Raw genomic sequence first — 17,649 nt, forward strand, 5'->3', positions numbered from 1 at the left:
TCATGTCGTTATTGGATTCAATATTGCCAGCAGAACCGACCAAAAAAATGATGATGAATGGGCCAGTTGAGTCGCTTTTTGATAAAACAGCGAGCAAATTGGTGGGTAAGCCAATCAACCGTGTTGAAGGATCACTGAAGGTTAGTGGTCAAGCGCCTTATAGCGCAGAAGTTCATTTAGACAATCAAGCATATGGTGTTTTGGTGAGTGCAACGATTGCCAAAGGGTGGGTCAAGCAAATCGATAGCCGCTCTTTGGATGGTATGCCTGACATTATTAAAGTGGTGACCGATCCTGAGCATTTTTTACGTAATGCCCAACAGGGTGGCGCAAAAAAATCTCCTGTGCAAGGCGCTAGTGAGATTTTTTATCATGGTCAGCCGATAGCAGTTGTCATCGCTGAGACGTTTGAGGCGGCGACCGAAGGTGCAAAAGCTCTCAAAGTGACTTATGAAGATGAGACCGCTCAGGCGGCATTGAACTTTGCGACAGAGCTATCACATGCTCATGACGTCAATGAAAAAAAGGGCTCAGATAAAAATTCAGAACAAGGACATCCAGAACAAAGCCTTGCTGATGCTGCGGTAACCCTTGACCGCTTTTATCATACGCCAAGTCAAAACAGCGCGGCGATGGAGCCACATGCAACGCTTGCACATTGGGAGGACGATAAGCTGATTATGTATTCCTCTAATCAGATGCTTGCCTCGTGCAAAAAACAAATTGTTGATGCTTTAGATTTGGACGAAGACAAAGTGCAATTGATCGCTCGCTATGTCGGTGGTGGTTTTGGTAGCAAGCTTGGGATTTCTCCAGAATCAATAGCCGCCGCACTCGCCGCAAAGGACTTGGGTCGTCCAGTGTTAATCACTATGACACGTCCGCAAGTGATGGAGGCGACGATTAGACGCTCAAACACGCGTCAACGCATCGCAATTGGCTGTAGTGAAGACGGTATTATCGATACCATGATCCATGAGACGGTTTCTAGCAACTTGCCAGGAGAAGCCTTCTTTGAGCCAGCAGCGCTCTCTACTCATTATTTGTATCGCGGTGATAATCGCCGAGTCAATTACAAACAAGTAGATATGAACCAAGTATTGTCAGGCTCAATGCGTGCCCCTGGCGAAGCAGTCGGACAGATTGCCCTTGAATGTGCGATGGATGAATTGGCCGAGCAACTCAACCTAGATCCTGTCGAGCTGCGCCGTCGTAATGAGCCTGAACAAGATCCCAGTAAAGACATCCCGTTTTCCACGCGCCAGCTTATCGCTTGTATCGATCAAGCGGCTGAACAGTTTGGCTGGAATCAACGTCATGCTAAACCTGCCAGCCGCTTAGAAGGTGATTGGTGGGTGGGCATGGGTATGGCAGCGGCAGCTCGCGGCAACAGTTTAGCACCATCAGAAGCACGGGCGACCCTGCAAGTAGATGGCTCAAAAACGCTGGGTGTAAAGGCGGTAATCGAGACGGACATGACCGATATCGGTACAGGTTCTTATACCGTATTTACTCAGGTCGCCGCTGATTTATTAGGGCTGCCGATAGATCATATTGAAATGAAGCTTGGCGATACCAACCTGCCGCCTGCGGTTGGCTCAGGGGGGAGCATGGGCGCTGCCAGTTCAGGCAGTAGTATTTATCTTGCTTGTCAGCAGCTACGTGAAACCATCGCAGAAAAAGTCGGTCTATATGCCGATACCATTCAGCTGGATAACGGTCAAATTAAGCAGATAGGTGAGCATGATGCTAACTTTGTAGAAACCGCTATAGACGTAGGAAAAGAAAAAGTAGCAGGTTTGAGCGCTAATATCGCAGATAAAGTGGCTGGTTTAACAGATAAAGCGACCAATAAAGTAGCAGGCACGACTGGCAATTCACAGCCTCAATCAGAAAAATATGATTTTAGTAATTTTCAGACATATGCCTTAGCCGATCTCGTTGCTCAGTATGACGATCAAAAACTCAGTGCAAAAGGTCAAATTACACCGGGTAAAAATGCCAAAAGCCATCGCCAAGCGTCATTTGGTGCTAATTTTGCAGAAGTTGCGGTGCACAGAGTCACAGGTGAAATACGCGTCAAACGTATGACAGGGGCATTTGCAGCAGGGCGTATCCTCAATCATAAAACCGCGACCTCGCAGTGTTATGGCGGTATGATATTTGGTATTGGTTCTGCATTGATGGAGCAGGTGATTCACGATAAGCGTGACGGTCGGCTATGTAATCATAACCTTGCAGAATACCATGTCCCAGTCAATGCTGACGTTCCTCAGCTCGATGTTATCTTGGTAGAAGAAGACGATCCGTATACCAATCCAATGCACATAAAAGGTATTGGTGAAACGGCAATTGCAGGTGCTGCTGCTGCTATTGCTAATGCCGTTTACAATGCCGTGGGTGTACGAGTTTATAATTTTCCAATCACCCTTGATAAGCTGCTTTATGAGCTACCAGAGTAGGTTTTTATTCAAATAAATAGACAATATGAACCCGCTAATTGTAGTCGTTAGCGGGTTTTATAAATTGGCCATGATGGATATAGACCGTATATAGACATCAATGATAGATAGTATATAAGAGATAGTATGAATCAAATTGCTGATATTCTTAAGCTGGCACGCGAGGCTCAGCAACAACAGGTTGACGCGGTATTGGCAACCGTTGTAAATACCCAAGGGTCAGCCTATCGTCGCGCAGGCGCGATGATGCTCATCTGTGAGGATGGTCGTTCGGTTGGGATGATTAGCGGCGGTTGCTTGGAGCCACATATTATTAAACGCGCCTTTTGGCTCACTCGTAACGGTGCGAACGTGCAAGTTTACCAGACGGGTGATGACATTGAATATGCTGAAAATGGTAATGTGCGAGCGAGTGTATCAGTAGATAATCCTGACTTTGATAGAGGCAGTGATGATAAAGGCACGGATAATAAATATGATGAACAAGATGTTGATTTGGACGAGTTAAATTTTGGATTAGGCTGTAATGGGCGAGTACACGTGTTGTTTGAACGGTTGGCGACGGCAATGCCTTTATTAAATGTCATCAGTCAGGTTCGACAGTCTCAGCAGCCTTTAACGATTGCAACGCTCATTCGCTCTACCACTCATTTTGATAAGCGCAATCTTTCAAACTCTCAACTTCAAATCGGTATGCGGTTTAACCTAGATGCTGATGCCAGCTCAGCGAATATCGCTGCTATGGGCGCGAATAATGTAAACGAAATAGTGTCTAAGGCTTCAAGCACACTTATTAATATAGTTAAAAATTTATCAGAAGATAAGCTTCTCCATAAAAATGCTGAGTACGTCGTCGTAAAAGATGACCATGATGATCTAGCCACAGAATGGCTAATCCAGCGTCTACAACCACAAATCCGCTTGCTGATTTGCGGTGCTGGCAATGATGTGATGCCGTTGGTTACGATGGCAAAACTGCAAGATTGGCATGTAACAGTGGTAGACAGTCGAGCGCAATATGCCAAGCGACGGCGTTTCCCTCAAGCAGATAGGGTGATGGTACTGGCGTTAGATGATAGCGCCACTTTACTAAAACTTAGCGAAAATGCTGCTGTTGCTTTGATGTCGCATAGTCTCAGCCAAGACCGTGCTCGCCTTGGCGTATTATTAAAGCACGCTAATCACTATAAATATCTTGGACAATTAGGACCACGCTACCGTACCGAGCGTTTAATCGAAGAAATTAGTACAAGGCTTACAAATCCTGCCATCTTAAACCTAGGTATTAATAAACTGCATTATCCGATTGGCTATAAGCTTGGCGGAGATGGCCCTGAAGCCTTAGCACTTGGTATCATGGCACAAGTCAATGCGGTCGTGCATAATCAGAAGTCGCCAGCAGAGTTTTCAGACACGCCTCTTTCAAATACTAACTTTGCAACGCAATTTTCTACTCATATTGACTCTACAGAGACGACTGCTACAAGTGCTCGTGCAGCGATAAGTTTGTTATGACCTGTGACTCTTTTAAGCTAGCATCTACGCAACTAAAGCCGACGAGTCCATTAAGGCTATCAAATCATGCGGTCATTATTTTAGCCAGTGGGCTGAGCCAGCGCTTAGGTCAAGCAAAGCAGTTACTGTGCAAAGCTGGCGAACCGTTAATTTGCTTCATGACCAAACTCGCACTTTCTACAAAGCCGCAAGCGATTATTATCGTTATTCCTGATAATCAACCATTGATAGCCAGTGCGATGAATGAATTGGCTTTTCAGTATTCCATTATTCAAATGGTCGTCAATCCTACACCTAAAACAGGTATGGCGTATAGTTTAACCTTGGCTATCGAGGCAGTCACTCAGTTGACAAGCTCATCAATCGAGCGTGTCGTCATTATGGGTGTTGATCAAGTTTTACTCGATGAGCAGCATTTAGCAAAATTGCTAGCAGATAAGCGGTCTGTAGTGGCAAGTAATTATAGTAGCTGGCAGCATTCAAATAATAGGAATTTAAATGAAACGACTGCTGCCAATGCATCGACGCAAAATATTATCGGTTTACCTTTAACGATTGATTATGGTTTACTCAAACAATGGCAGGCAGCGCTATCAGGAGATAGCGGGCTACGATATTTCATTAGAGAGTTGCCACCCAGTCAGGTAAGTACAGTCAGCAATAAGCGCCTGAGCTATGATATTGACACGCCTGAGCAACTGATACATGCTAAGCAACAAGGCTGGCTTGATGAGCAGTATTAGCCCTATTGGCACTATCGATTCATAAGTGATAAAAATGATAGAAACAGAACGTCTTTACCTTAGGCAATGGCAAGCAAGTGACTTTGCTGTTTTTGCTGAAATAAATGCTGATCCTGAAGTAATGAAGTATTTCCCCAAGTTATTGTCCACAGCAGTGAGTAATGCCATTGCCCATAAGTGCCAGCAGCTTATCATCGATAAAGGCTGGGGGCTTTGGGCCGTCAGTTTAAAAGACCGATCAAAAGAGAATGGGGCTTTTATTGGGTTTGTCGGCTTGAATGATACCCATGCAGATATGTCTTTTGCCCCTGCTGTCGAGATTGCATGGCGACTACATAAAGATTGCTGGGGACAGGGTTATGCTACCGAGGCGGCAAGTGCGGCGTTGAATTTTGCTTTTAATGAGCTGTCGCTCGATAAAGTTGTGTCATTTACGGCGGTTATCAATAAGCGCTCGCAGCGAGTGATGGAGCGCATTGGCATGATTAATACCCGAGCCAACTTCTATCATCCCGCTCTTGACGCTAACCATCAGTTGGCTGAGCATGTGCTCTATAACATTACGCGGCAGCAGTGGAACAATCAATTATCAGGCTTGTGACGATAAATCAACGCCCACACCCTGTTATTAACAGTACTACTCGAATATATTACTACCGTCATACAACGTAAAGTAAGGTTTGCGATATAATTTATTTTCTACTAAATGTAAAATAAGGTCATCTTATGAATCGTACATTATGGTTAATAATTGGCATCATCAGTATTGTTGGCGGTATCTTTGCATTTTTTAATCCTCTTAGCGCCACTTTGGCCGCTGAGCAGTTAGCAGGTTTTATCTTTCTTTTAGTGGGTGTCTTACAGTTTATTGCCTTATTTCGAGCACATAGTACCACTGGAAAAGTGTTGGCTGCCATCGGCGGTGTGCTGGGTGTATTGATTGGTATTGAGTTACTACAAGATCCGTTACAAGGCATACTAACGTTGACCATGGTGATTGCTATTTTATTTATGGCAACGGGTATAGTCAGAGTCGTTGTTGCTTTCGGTCTACGTCGGACAGTGGCTTTTGTCCCAATATTATTATCAGGGCTGCTCGCGATTATATTGGCTATCATGATATTTACCAGCTATCCGCAGTCAGCGACTTATATTCTTGGGATACTATTAGCCGTCGAGCTGATATCTAATGGCATATCATTAATCATGTATTCACGTATACAACCATTTTCAGTTGGACGGATATAAATTACCTTAGAAAAATAAAAAAGACGCTGCAAAAGGGCGTCTTTTTTATTTTATGATTCATTGGAATATCACAGCCTGACAATACGAAAAGCCTACGTACAATTTATAACGTCTCACGCGAAAACGTCAAAATATGCCCTTTAAAGGGTAACTCAAGATAGGTGGTGTCTTCAGGTTTGATATGTTTGCTGCTAAAACCAAACTCAAGCATTTTATGGGTCAGCTTGTTTTTGCGTCCGCGACCAGGGTCAACCACGATGACCTCACATGTTGGCAAGGCATGGCGTCCTATAAAATCCGCTAAGATATCAATATGCTGATCTTCATAAAGCAAATCACTACCGATAATGATATCGAATTTGCCAAGGTGACTATTGTCTTCCGCCCAATCTAAGCGCTCAAAGTTAATCTCTTTATTATTATTTAGCGTGGTGTTTCTATCCAAAAAATACTCAACGGTCGGGTGATAATCGGTCGCCGTGATGTCTGCATGTCGGTGATTTAATAGTAAACTTGATAATGCCATGCCGCAGCCAACCTCCAAGATACGCTTACCAGCAATGTCGTAGTTAAGCATATGATTGGCCAGTACCAAGCTTGACGGCCAGATCACCCCAAACATGGGCCAAGAAGCAGAGCAGATACCCAGATTTAATGCCTCATTGTCAGGGTCGCTGAATTGTTGGTTGTCACGCAAGGTACAGATGTGAATGTCGGTGTTGCCAATTTCAATCGTTTGATAACGCACGCGCACAGTGGTCAGCGAAGTCATAAACTTTCCTAAAAAATAAGCAAGAATGCAAGGTCTGGCAGAGGTTGCCACTTTCAATAGGAGACGTTATTAAAGGAGTGATTTAAATTTTGGAGAGGGGATAAAAAGGTTAATAGAAGGAAAAATCCTTCATTGATTGCAGGTAGTATGACCTAACATTTGACAAGTTATTGTTACTTATTATGATTTTCTTATTACTGCATAAAATTAGCCAGTACAGTCAATCCTATCCAAATTGGATGCTGCATTAGGCTTGCTTATTTTGCTATTTGTAGTACTTTTTCTTTTATCCAAATCGTATTAAATCGATCATAGCAGAAGATGAAACCAAGCAAGGTATTGAAAAGAAAGGTATTAAAAAGAAAGGTATTGAAAAGAGAACGGACGTGGGTGGGAGAGTAAAGTGCGCTTGGTTTGATATAAGCGCACTGGTCAGTAAGGTAGCGTATAGTATTGATGGTTAACGATATATCGATCGGTTTGGTTAAATTAGCTAAGAAATCTTAAGCCAGACGTTTTCAATGCCCATACCATCTCAACAAAGGCGCGGCTATTAGTCAGAGGCTCACCATCGATGATGAGGGCATAACCTGAACCATCAATCCATAAGAATACAAAGCTGGTCTCAGGGATCAGTAAGTCGACTTGTTGAAAAAACGAGATGGCTTGGCTTTCGACCGCCCAGCCGCGTTGTTTTTGGCGTATCATAAAACCTGAAAAATCAGCAGCTGCGACACTGAGCATGTCCGCTTCTTCTTGGCTGTAACCGATTCGTGCTAGGCAAAACCCTTCATCAGAACCAATGGCGGCACGGCGTTTGCCTGATAAGCTGGCAACCACATACGGTAAAAACTGATCCAACGGTAGATTGGGTGCAGGTAATAACAAAGACAGCTTTTCAATCCAGCCGTGTTCTATAAAGCTCTGTAGCCATTCGTCAGAATGGCGCTTAAGCCAATCAGCGGCAAGCAATGTCTGCTCATAGGATAGTAAGTCCTGTAATGACAGCTGTTCATCAGTGGGCTCACTTTGTGAAAATGCCTCAAAAATACCGGCTGGAGTGAGGGTTAGATACGTTTTATCAGCATTTAAGTAAGAGGACATAGCGGCTACCATTGTGATGAAAGTGTTAAATCGGCGATAAATTAGGTCTTAATGGTCTGATCAAGGTGTTGTTGACAGTTGTTCCAGCGCTCATCGAACTGCCAGTCGCTTTTACCCAAGCGAAACCATACTAACGAGAAGGCAAGTCGATCATTGCGAGCGATACAGTGAGCAAAGAACTCGTTTTCGATTTGCTCAATCGTGCCCCAATCCTTATCCTCACGCGCCTGCATGAGCTCAGCGGTGATGTCTTTAGCAATTTCTTTGGCATCGTCGCTACTGATTAGCAATCGCTGTTTTTGCTCATTGAGAGACGGTGATATCAGAACACTCCAGCGGGTCGCCAGCATGCTATTGCGTTGAATGTATCTTTTCTTACTAATACAATCGCGAAACCCTTGCTGGACATGGGGATACAAGCGATCTTTAATACGCGTAAACAGGTTATTTACATCGTAAGGAATATCATACCAGCAGCCATAAAAAAAGTCTGCGACAGCACCTTGCAGCGGCTCTTTTTCAGTTAAAAGTAATGCGGCATTGATACGTTGTTCATGAAAATGACGGTTATTGGGTGCCAAAAAAACTTTACGCGAGTATAAACGAAATACTCGGCGCGCCTCCATCTCATTTTCTTTGATAAGGTCTAAATCAGACATAATAGTGTCCTTTAAGTCATAGTGTCTATTGTATGACTAATAGCGTATGGTCAAAATGATACAGCCACTATGGCGTGACAATAGGCTATGACCTCACTAAGCAAAACGATGCAACGTGCCAATTAATCACTAATCAAGCAAGGTCTGCATCAAATCTATCATAAACTCAGCATCTTCTTCATCCATGGCTTCAAATCCTTGAGGCATGCCAAGTTCAGCCAATGCTTCTTTACCATCGTCATCATTATGCAAATTTAGAATTGCATTCATGAATATTTCTGTATCAGGAAAGTCATCTTTAATCAGTAATACATGGCTGATATCCGCTAAATCACTTTCGATCAGCACCGACAGCTGAGTTTTGGTCAGGCGTGAAAAGCTATGAAAAATCTCTGCCAAGAAGAAAGCCGCTTGAGCATCACCTTTGATGACTTTACGGGCGGCTGCCTGATAAGTCTCAGTGATATCCCAGTTGAGATCAGACTCTTCTATATCCACAGCTTCTAGTAAGCGTAAACCAATCAGCTTAACATCACGGTTGTCCGCCATTGCTATGGTCGCACCTGCTTTAATGTCTTCTAAGTGCTTGATTTCACTGTTTGCCGCAGCAGCAATGACCATCTCATCTGATTTGCCAATAGGACGGGCAACGGCACGGTAGCCTTGCTCACGGATCAAAGTGGCTGCATCAAAAGGATTGGCGTAAATGACCTGAATGTCACCTGCCTCAATAATCTGCTCTTGCTCAGCATGTGAGGCAGGTATGTTTAGGTGCATGTTTAGGTTGGCACGTTTTTGGATCAAAGTATTAAACATGTGCCAGCCTGCAAAACGCTCAGGCGAAAAATCAGGGGCGATTAACATATTGTGTGTCGTCATGATTTAGCCTTCCTCATTTTGATTCATTTGGGCATACTGAGCCGTCGCAGCTTCGATTTTGCTGCGTGATGGCTTACGGCGTACCGAGGTATAACCTACTGTTTCGCCGCGACGAATGTTCGGAACAACGGTCGCATAGACCCAATAGTGACTACCATCTTTGCATAAGTTCTTAACGTAGCCATGCCATTTTTGCCCAGCTTCTGCGGTATCCCACAAATCTTTATAAGCAGCTTTTGGCATATCAGGGTGGCGCAAAATCGATTGTGGCTGACCAATAAGCTCATCAACGCTGTAGCCACTGATTTCGACAAAAGCATCGTTGACGTGAGTCAGGACACCGTTCAAATCGGTGCGCGATACAATCAGTTTGCCATCAGGATAAGGGCGTTCAATACCAGTATCATAGACAGTGCGCGATGTACCATCATAGTAAGTCAGAGTAATCTGCTCAGCGGGCATATCAGGCTTGTGTGCATCAGGGATTGGAGAACCCATCGTAATCTCCTTCATTTATCGTTATATTCATAATGATTAAAAAGCCAATCTGGTGTGGTACTTGTCGATAACATTATATTGCGTTTTAGCTCAGTAGCAGCCCCAATATTTATTGGGCAATTATCCCATACAAATAATGTGCGCCCTCTTAAATATTTTTTATGAGACAGTCACTAAATTTTGATTTAAAGTGATTTTTATCAGTCACTTTATGTGTTATGTGACGTTAAATAATAAAACAATGTGCTATCGACAAAAATCCAAAGTCACCAATTAGATAAGTTTTGCAAGGGCTTCTGAAGCACGTTTGATATCTAAGAATATCAAACCAAGTTTCGCATTCGGTTTTGCCATAATGGTAAGTACTGCTTCGTCTCCAGATGAGGTCATAATCACGTAGCCTTTTTCACCTTGAATCATAATACGATCGATACCACCACGTGCCAATTCACGACCTGCGCGGTCACCCAATGACAATAAAGCCGCTGACATAGCGCCAACACGGTCTTCATCAACGCCCGTTGGTAGTGCTGATGCAATCATAAGACCATCGTTAGAAATGAGGGCAGATGCTTCAACATCGGCTGATGAGCTGTTTAGGTCTTCCAAAATCTGCTGGAATGAATCTGTACGCATATCGCTTTCTCTGTGACAGGTTATTCAATGGATAAAATAACGGTTAGTAATGATGGGAAATAAATGTCGACTAAGTCAATCATTATAAACCCTTGCTATCAATATTGATATACGTGGACTTAAGTGAAAAGCTAAATTTTTGGGTTTTTATACCGTTTAATGCTCATTATTGACCTTTCGTCTCTGAAACGGAGAGCAACATATAAATATCTATTGATATTGGATGTACTCAGGCATTAGGAAAAAAAGACGCTTTAGTAATACATGGCTATTTTTAGCACAATTAAGTGTATCTTTAGGCTACTCAGTCGATGCCTCAAGGTTCTATAAAAAGGCACACTTTAGACTGGGCCAATAAAAATCGCTTATAACTTTCCATGATGGCGATATTCACTAGACTTATACGCCTCAAAAATGATATATATTATGAGATAAAAAATGTTCTTGTCTCTGAATTTGGCCTCTAAGCATAAATTCAGTCAGCTTTTTTAATCCCATTTGTCTCTACACAAGTCAGCGTGTAGGGGCAATTTCAGTTTTACATCAGTGTCCACAATCCCCTCGTTTGTTATCAATACAATACGACGTGACGTCGGTGTAAATAATCACGATCACCATTTTTACCTTAAGGAAAAGATATGAGTATCAGTCAGGCCATCGAAAAAGTTGAAGCACGTTATGCCCATCAACCTGAATTCGTTCAAGCGGTAAAAGAAGTTGCAATCACGATTGCCCCGCTATACGACGCCCATCCAGAGTATGATACTTTTAAAATATTTGAGCGCCTCGTTGAGCCTGACCGTATTATTGCTTTTCGTATTAATTGGGAAAATGACCAAGGTGAAGTTCAGGTTAACCGCGGCTGGCGCGTCCAGTTCAGCAATGCCTTGGGTCCTTATAAAGGGGGTGTGAGATTTCATCCGACTGTCAACCAATCTGTTTTGAAGTTCTTAGGCTTTGAGCAAATATTCAAAAATGCCTTGACTGGATTGCCGATGGGTGGCGGTAAAGGCGGCTCTGATTTTGATCCCAAAGGCAAAACAGACAGTGAAATCCGTCGTTTTTGCTATGCTTTTATGCGTGAGCTACATCACTATGTGAATAAAGACATCGATGTGCCAGCTGGTGACATTGGTGTGGGTGGGCGTGAAGTCAGCTATATGTTTGCTATGTATAAGAATTTAACGCACGAACACGGCGGCGTTTTGACTGGTAAAGGCGTTGGCTTCGGTGGTAGTTTGATGCGTACTGAGGCGACAGGTTACGGCGCTGTATATTTCTTAGAGAACATGCTTACCGCGCAAAATGACGATATTAAAGGTAAAAGAGTGCTGGTTTCGGGTGCTGGTAATGTCTCATTACATGCTGCTGAAAAAGCCCATATGTTGGGCGGCATCGTCGTCACGGTGTCAGACTCACAAGGAACTTTGTATGATGAAGCGGGTCTGAATCAAGAAAAAATTGATTGGCTTAAGGCGCAAAAAGCAAAAAGCAAACCGCTGGCTGAGTACGTTGACGTTTATGGTGGTGAATGGTTTGCGAAGCAAAAACCATGGCAGTTTAAAGGTGACATCGCGATTCCATCAGCGACGCAAAATGAAGTCAGTGAAGAAGATGCCAAGCTCATGGTTGAAAATGGCATTACATACGTTGTCGAAGGTGCCAACATGCCATTGACTGCCGAAGCCATCGATTATATTCGTTTGCACCGTGTGCATTATGCCCCAGGTAAGGCGGCCAATGCAGGCGGTGTGGCCGTTTCTGCGCTTGAGATGTCACAAAACTCAGTACGTCAGTATAAGAGCTTTGAGCAAATAGACTTGCGCCTCAAAAACATCATGAGAAACATTCATGACAGTGCAGCCGATGCCTCAGAACAGTATGGTCAAACGGATAATGGCTATATCAATTATATGGCTGGTGCAAATATCGTTGGTTTTAAACGGGTTGCCGATGCATTGGTTGCTTATGGTATTTTAAACTAAGTACTTTTATTATAGTCGCTTACTAACGAATAGTTGTCTCTAAATCATTATCTACTATAAGTATTTATTAAACTTAATTGATACTACTATTTGCCAGCACCAAAGAATAACGCGTCTATTTTAACGATAGGCGCGTTTTTTATAGATCAACGATGACATGGAATGTCAAAGCATTCTCTATGAAGTGATACGATTGTCCTATTGATAATGTGCATTTTTTGAAAGATAATTAATTTAGAACAGTCAATAAAAATAATTTTGTGGAGACCGTTATGAGCAAGATTTTTAAGTCATTTTCGCTAACGACCTTAGGTACTCGTGCTGCAGTAGTAGTGGGTGCGGCTATGTTAAGTACAACAATCTATGCATCTGCAAGTCCGCCATTAGCAAGTGAAGTGCAAGCCGCTAAAGCCAGTAAAATAAGCTTACAACAAGCCATTAATATTGCTGCCAAAAAGTCATCCGGTCTATTGATGAGCGCCAGCTTTGACCACGATGATGATAAAGCGCAAGGTGGTTTGTATGAGATAGAATTTATAACCAGTAGCCGAAACTATGAAATCAAAGTCGATGCCACAACTGGTAAGGTGATCAGTACGGATATGGATCGATTAGACCGTGATGATATGGCAGATTATAAGGCGCTTAAACAAGCGAAGATTGATGTTACACAGGCAATGAACATTGCTGAAAAACAAACCGGCGGCCGTGTTATAGAGATTGAGTTTAAAAACGACCGAGATTATAGTGATCATGCGTACTATTACGAGGCTGATATCCTCAAAGGTAATAGTATCGTTTGGTTGAATATCGATGCCAATACCGGCAGTGTATTTAAAAATAAGTTTAAGAAATAACGAAGTTAGATAGATATCGCCAATAGTCATTTTTCTTGCTACTCAGTTTTTCGAAAATGGGATAGCAAAGCCGCGCGTTTATTATTAAAAAAGCCCCAGTTATTAAATGACTGGGGCTTTTGTGATTACGATAAATAAAGGTGTATTAACTATACTGTCTCGCGCCATTTACCCTGAATCATGATGCCTTGGATAGGGTTTAGCCCCATCTGATAGGCCAAGTCAGCAGGGCGGGCAATATCCCATAGCGCTAAATCAGCATCACAACCCACTTCTATTTTGCCTTTACTCGCTAACCCCAAAGCCTGCGCTGCATAAACGGTTGACCCTGCCAAGACTTCTTCAGGAGTTAAATAAAATAGCGTACAGCCCATATTCATTGTCAATAACAGTGACGTTAAGGGTGAGGTGCCAGGGTTGCAATCGGTTGAAATCGCTATGGGGACGCGATGCTTACGCAGTGCCTCAATCGGTGGCAGCTTGGTGTCACGTAACGTATAAAACGCTCCGGGTAATATCACCGCAATCGTATTGCTAGCAGCCATCTTCGCTATGTCAGTTTCTGATAAGTGTTCTAAATGGTCGCTAGATAATCCTTTGTATTCGGCAACTAAAGCGCTACCGCCGATGTCAGACAACTGCTCAGAGTGTAGTTTGACTGGCAGGTCTAATGAGCGTGCGACTTCAAAAACGCGTCTGATTTGATCGCTACTAAACGCAATGTTTTCACAGAAGCCATCGACCGCATCAACTAAGCCTTCGGAGTGTAAAATGGGTAGCCACTCACAGACTTGCTCTATATAGTCGTCCGCACGGTCCTGCATGTGAGACTTGTATTCAGGTGGTAGAGCATGTGCTGCAAGGTAAGTAGTGCTCACATGAATGCCGTGTTTTTCGCCAAGCTGGCGTGCGACCGTGAGCATTTTGCGCTCAGTGTCTAAGTCGAGACCATAACCGGATTTGATTTCGATACTGGTGACGCCTTCTTTAATGAGGGCGACTAGGCGTTTTTCACTTTGGGAAAATAGCGATTCAATACTGGCCTCGCGGGTGGCACTAACAGTCGCGACAATACCGCCGCCTTGTGCAGCGATGTCTTGATAACTGGCACCTTGCAAACGAGCTTCAAATTCATTGCTGCGGTTACCACCATAGACAATGTGTGTATGACAGTCGATAAGCCCCGGGGTCAGCCATTTACCATCGACGTTTGTGATTTGGTTCTCGTGATAATGAGGCAGATGAGAAGTGATTTGGTCATGTGCCCCAAGCCAAGCAATTTTGCCGTCTTTAATACCGATCGCCGCGTTCTCTAACTGACCGTATGGGATGCTATCAGCATCTTCGTTTTCATAAATATTAAAACCATAGTGCGCTGAAAACGTCGCAATGTTGGCATTGATAATGAGATGATCAAACGATGTCATAGTAGATTCGTCGAACGTCTGCTCTGTAGAGTTTTTTGATGCATTCATAGTATGCTCCTAATTATTGGGAGGCGAGTGACCTTTGTTCTTAAGATCTTTGTTTGTAAGACCTAGGTGACAAGTAAGTGCTGCTCTACAATTGTTGCCAGCAGTCGAGCAGCGACCTTGCAGCTACGACTATCAACATCAAAGGCGGGGTTGATTTCAGCAATATCGGCCATTTTTACTTTACCTGATGACATCATCAGCTTGACCATACGCTCAAGAAAACCCAGCTCAATACCAAAGGCCGCAGGCGCACTGACACCCGGAACGACACTAGATGGCAAGCAATCCATATCGATGGTGAGATAAATAATATCAACCTGATCTATGAAGCTTTTGACCTGCTCAGTAAGTGTGTCCCAAGGCTGATAGTGACAGTCTTCATCGCTAATGACCTGTACGCCCAGTTGCTCAGCGCGATCGAAGAGCGCGGCGGTATTAGAAAAGCGACTGACGCCTATACAGCAATAATGGAAGGGCTGATCGTGTGCATCAAGATGCTCAGCAATTTGGCGAAAAGGTGTTCCAGAAGTCGCTACATCAGACTGACGAATATCTAAATGCGCGTCAAAATTAATAATCCCGATAGTAGGTGCTGTGTGTGTGCTGATAGTCGTATCATTTGTTTCTTTCAACGCCTGCCACAATCCCAAAAAGCTACCGTAAGCGATGGCATGACCACCGCCAAGTCCGATGGGTAGACCACCTTGCTTGACGACAGTGCTGACTGCATCAGCGTATTTAATCTGAGTTTGCTCAAGGGTACGCTCGGTAAAGCTGTCGTTGTCATGACAATGAATGTCACCCGCATCACCGAGTAAGGATGGTAGTTGATCATTAAAGCGTTGTTGCAACTCGGCAATGACTGGCAATGCAGCGAACGCGCGACGAATCAAAGGCGGTGCAGCTCGTGCGCCCACACGCCCTTGATTGCGTCTGACACCTTGGTCACACGCAAAACCAACCAGCCCAATATTTTGATTCTCATAAGGCTGGGCGAGCTGATACCAATAGCGGGCACGTGCAGTTTCAAACGGCTCAGCACGGCCTGTCCACTGGGTCATATCAGCGCCTGTATGGCTAATGGGTTTGGTAATGTTTGCGACTGCCATTGCTGCTCTCCTTTTACCAATTAACCGTTACTTAGACTCGTACCAGTCGCGACGTAGTTCTTGCCAATGCTGTGCAAGTGTACCGTCTAGTACTAGCTGCTTGGTTGCCTCGATATCTGGGGCTAGGTAGCGATCTTTATCATAGAACGTGACTTTCTCGCGTAGTCTCTGATGCGCCACTGTCAATGGCTCTGACGTCTCTAATCCACGATGGAAGTCGATACCTTGACCAGCAGCTAGCAGTTCAATACCGATGATGGTGGCGGTGTTGTGAGCCATTTCATAAAGACGGCGTGCACAATAGGTGGCCATGGATACATGGTCTTCTTGGTTAGCAGAGGTCGGAATACTATCGACACTGCCTGGATGGGCGATAGATTTGTTTTCTGAAGCCAGTGCTGCTGCGGTCACATGCGCAATCATAAAGCCTGAGTTGACCCCAGCATTATCGACTAGGAATGGTGGTAAGCCACCTGACAGCGTCGCATCGATCAGCAAGGCAACACGGCGCTCAGACATCGAACCAATCTCGGCGATTGCCAAGGCTAAAATATCCGCGGCAAAAGCCACAGGCTCGGCATGGAAGTTACCACCTGAAATAGCCACTGGGCCATCTTCGTTATTAAAGATAAGTGGGTTGTCTGTCACCGCATTGGATTCGATTAGTAACGTTTTACCTGCTTGGTTGATGATATCAAGACAGGCGCCCATGACTTGCGGCTGACAACGTAGGCAGTAAGGGTCTTGAACTCGATCATCTTGCTCGCCGTCATGTGAGGCACGGATAGCGCTACCTTTGATTAGTTGACGATGTGCTTTGGCGATTTCGATTTGACCATGATGACCACGCACGTCATGAATACGCGCATCAAATGGTGAATCCGAGCCTTTGGCCGCATCAATGGATAGTGAGCCGACGATGGTAGCTGTCTCAAGCAAGTCACGCGCTAAGAAATAACCACGTAATGCCAGCGCCGTTGATACTTGTGTACCGTTAATGAGTGCAAGGCCTTCCTTGGCGGCCAATGTAATCGGCTCAAGTCCGTGCTGTGCTAATGCATCAGCGGCAAGGACTTTTTTGCCATCGACATAGACGTGACCTTCACCCATCATGGCTAGTGTCATATGTGATAAAGGGGCTAAATCACCAGAGGCACCGACTGAGCCTTTGGCTGGAATGTTTGGCGTTATTTGATTGTTGATTAAAGCCAGTAAGCTATCAACCACCTCGCGGCGTACGCCAGAGACGCCTTGAGCTAAACTGGCAACTTTCATCAACATAATCAATCGAACCACGCCATCTGGTAGCGCGTCACCAGTACCGACCGAGTGAGAAACAATTAGGTTACGCTGAAGGAGCTCAAGCTGGTCATCACTGATACGTGTTTTGGCAAGTAGACCAAAACCAGTATTGATACCATAAGCGCTTTTATCACGGGCAATGATCGTACGTACATCTTCGTGCGAGGCATCTATCGCCTCATAAGCACTCTCAGGTAACGTCAATACAACTGGCTGATCGTAGATGTCACGTAGCATCTCAAAGCTAAGCTGGCGTGGGTGTAGGGTTAATTGTTTGATGTTGCTCATAAGGGTAATCCTAGTGTTGTAAGCAGTGTTAATTATATTATTTTTAAGGCATATCGTTGTGAGGTTAAGCTGTTTGGGCGCTTTTAGATCATTTAATGTATCTTCTTTGATGTCATT

General features: G+C 44.1%; 16 protein-coding genes. 7 read left to right on the forward strand and 9 right to left on the reverse strand.

Annotated features, from left to right (window positions below):
• Nucleotides 1-2 precede the first annotated feature (2 nt).
• From JMX93_RS03770 to JMX93_RS03790, 5 genes are all read left to right on the forward strand, one after another.
• A complete protein-coding gene (locus tag JMX93_RS03770) occupies nucleotides 3-2,462 on the forward strand; it encodes a molybdopterin cofactor-binding domain-containing protein (protein WP_499203899.1) in 2,460 nt (819 codons plus the stop codon).
• Nucleotides 2,463-2,588: 126 nt separating this feature from the next.
• Complete coding sequence (locus JMX93_RS03775) at nucleotides 2,589-3,977, forward strand: XdhC family protein (RefSeq protein WP_499203900.1); 1,389 nt, start codon at nucleotides 2,589-2,591, stop codon at nucleotides 3,975-3,977.
• Nucleotides 3,974-4,720 (forward strand): nucleotidyltransferase family protein, encoded by a 747-nt coding sequence (locus JMX93_RS03780; protein ID WP_499203901.1) that lies wholly within the window; start codon nucleotides 3,974-3,976, stop codon nucleotides 4,718-4,720. The genes JMX93_RS03775 and JMX93_RS03780 overlap by 4 nt, the downstream gene beginning before the upstream one ends.
• A gap of 34 nt (nucleotides 4,721-4,754) precedes the next feature.
• Nucleotides 4,755-5,321 carry a GNAT family N-acetyltransferase gene (locus JMX93_RS03785; protein ID WP_499203902.1) on the forward strand — a complete coding sequence of 189 codons (567 nt, stop codon included), beginning with the start codon at nucleotides 4,755-4,757 and terminating at the stop codon, nucleotides 5,319-5,321.
• Nucleotides 5,322-5,446: 125 nt separating this feature from the next.
• Nucleotides 5,447-5,968, forward strand: coding sequence for an HdeD family acid-resistance protein (locus tag JMX93_RS03790; protein ID WP_193012384.1), 522 nt, complete (start codon nucleotides 5,447-5,449; stop codon nucleotides 5,966-5,968).
• A gap of 103 nt (nucleotides 5,969-6,071) precedes the next feature.
• Here JMX93_RS03790 and JMX93_RS03795 read toward each other — a convergent pair whose 3' ends face one another.
• The 6 genes from JMX93_RS03795 to JMX93_RS03820 form a co-directional block, all read right to left on the reverse strand.
• Nucleotides 6,072-6,740, reverse strand: a complete 669-nt coding sequence (locus tag JMX93_RS03795) for a class I SAM-dependent methyltransferase (RefSeq protein ID WP_193012385.1) — start codon at nucleotides 6,738-6,740, stop codon at nucleotides 6,072-6,074.
• A gap of 489 nt (nucleotides 6,741-7,229) precedes the next feature.
• Entirely contained in the window at nucleotides 7,230-7,844 is a 615-nt protein-coding gene (locus tag JMX93_RS03800) for a hypothetical protein (protein ID WP_193012386.1), read from the reverse strand.
• Nucleotides 7,845-7,885: 41 nt separating this feature from the next.
• On the reverse strand, nucleotides 7,886-8,503 hold the full coding sequence (locus tag JMX93_RS03805) for a hypothetical protein (RefSeq protein ID WP_193012387.1): 618 nt from the start codon (nucleotides 8,501-8,503) through the stop codon (nucleotides 7,886-7,888).
• A gap of 129 nt (nucleotides 8,504-8,632) precedes the next feature.
• A complete protein-coding gene (locus JMX93_RS03810; protein WP_198331776.1) occupies nucleotides 8,633-9,382 on the reverse strand; it encodes a PhnD/SsuA/transferrin family substrate-binding protein in 750 nt (249 codons plus the stop codon).
• Between the two features lie 3 nt (nucleotides 9,383-9,385).
• Nucleotides 9,386-9,880, reverse strand: coding sequence for a PAS domain-containing protein (locus JMX93_RS03815; protein WP_426138297.1), 495 nt, complete (start codon nucleotides 9,878-9,880; stop codon nucleotides 9,386-9,388).
• 273 nt (nucleotides 9,881-10,153) lie between these two features.
• A complete protein-coding gene (locus JMX93_RS03820; RefSeq protein WP_179797756.1) occupies nucleotides 10,154-10,516 on the reverse strand; it encodes a roadblock/LC7 domain-containing protein in 363 nt (120 codons plus the stop codon).
• Nucleotides 10,517-11,154: 638 nt separating this feature from the next.
• On the opposite strand from JMX93_RS03820, the gene gdhA reads away from it, so the two are divergent.
• Nucleotides 11,155-12,501, forward strand: a complete 1,347-nt coding sequence (gene gdhA, locus JMX93_RS03825; RefSeq protein ID WP_499203903.1) for an NADP-specific glutamate dehydrogenase — start codon at nucleotides 11,155-11,157, stop codon at nucleotides 12,499-12,501.
• Nucleotides 12,502-12,773: 272 nt separating this feature from the next.
• Entirely contained in the window at nucleotides 12,774-13,358 is a 585-nt protein-coding gene (locus JMX93_RS03830) for a PepSY domain-containing protein (protein ID WP_499203904.1), read from the forward strand.
• 149 nt (nucleotides 13,359-13,507) lie between these two features.
• Here JMX93_RS03830 and hutI read toward each other — a convergent pair whose 3' ends face one another.
• From hutI to hutH, 3 genes are all read right to left on the reverse strand, one after another.
• Nucleotides 13,508-14,833 carry an imidazolonepropionase gene (gene hutI, locus JMX93_RS03835; RefSeq protein WP_499203905.1) on the reverse strand — a complete coding sequence of 442 codons (1,326 nt, stop codon included), beginning with the start codon at nucleotides 14,831-14,833 and terminating at the stop codon, nucleotides 13,508-13,510.
• A gap of 62 nt (nucleotides 14,834-14,895) precedes the next feature.
• Nucleotides 14,896-15,942 carry a formimidoylglutamase gene (hutG, locus tag JMX93_RS03840; RefSeq protein ID WP_499203906.1) on the reverse strand — a complete coding sequence of 349 codons (1,047 nt, stop codon included), beginning with the start codon at nucleotides 15,940-15,942 and terminating at the stop codon, nucleotides 14,896-14,898.
• A 27-nt stretch (nucleotides 15,943-15,969) separates the two neighbouring features.
• The gene (hutH, locus tag JMX93_RS03845; RefSeq protein ID WP_499203907.1) at nucleotides 15,970-17,532 is read right to left on the reverse strand and encodes a histidine ammonia-lyase; all 1,563 of its coding nucleotides are present in this window, start codon (nucleotides 17,530-17,532) and stop codon (nucleotides 15,970-15,972) included.
• Nucleotides 17,533-17,649 lie beyond the last annotated feature (117 nt).

The sequence above is a fragment of the Psychrobacter muriicola 2pS genome, from assembly GCF_904846535.1.
Classification (GTDB): domain Bacteria; phylum Pseudomonadota; class Gammaproteobacteria; order Pseudomonadales; family Moraxellaceae; genus Psychrobacter; species Psychrobacter aquimaris.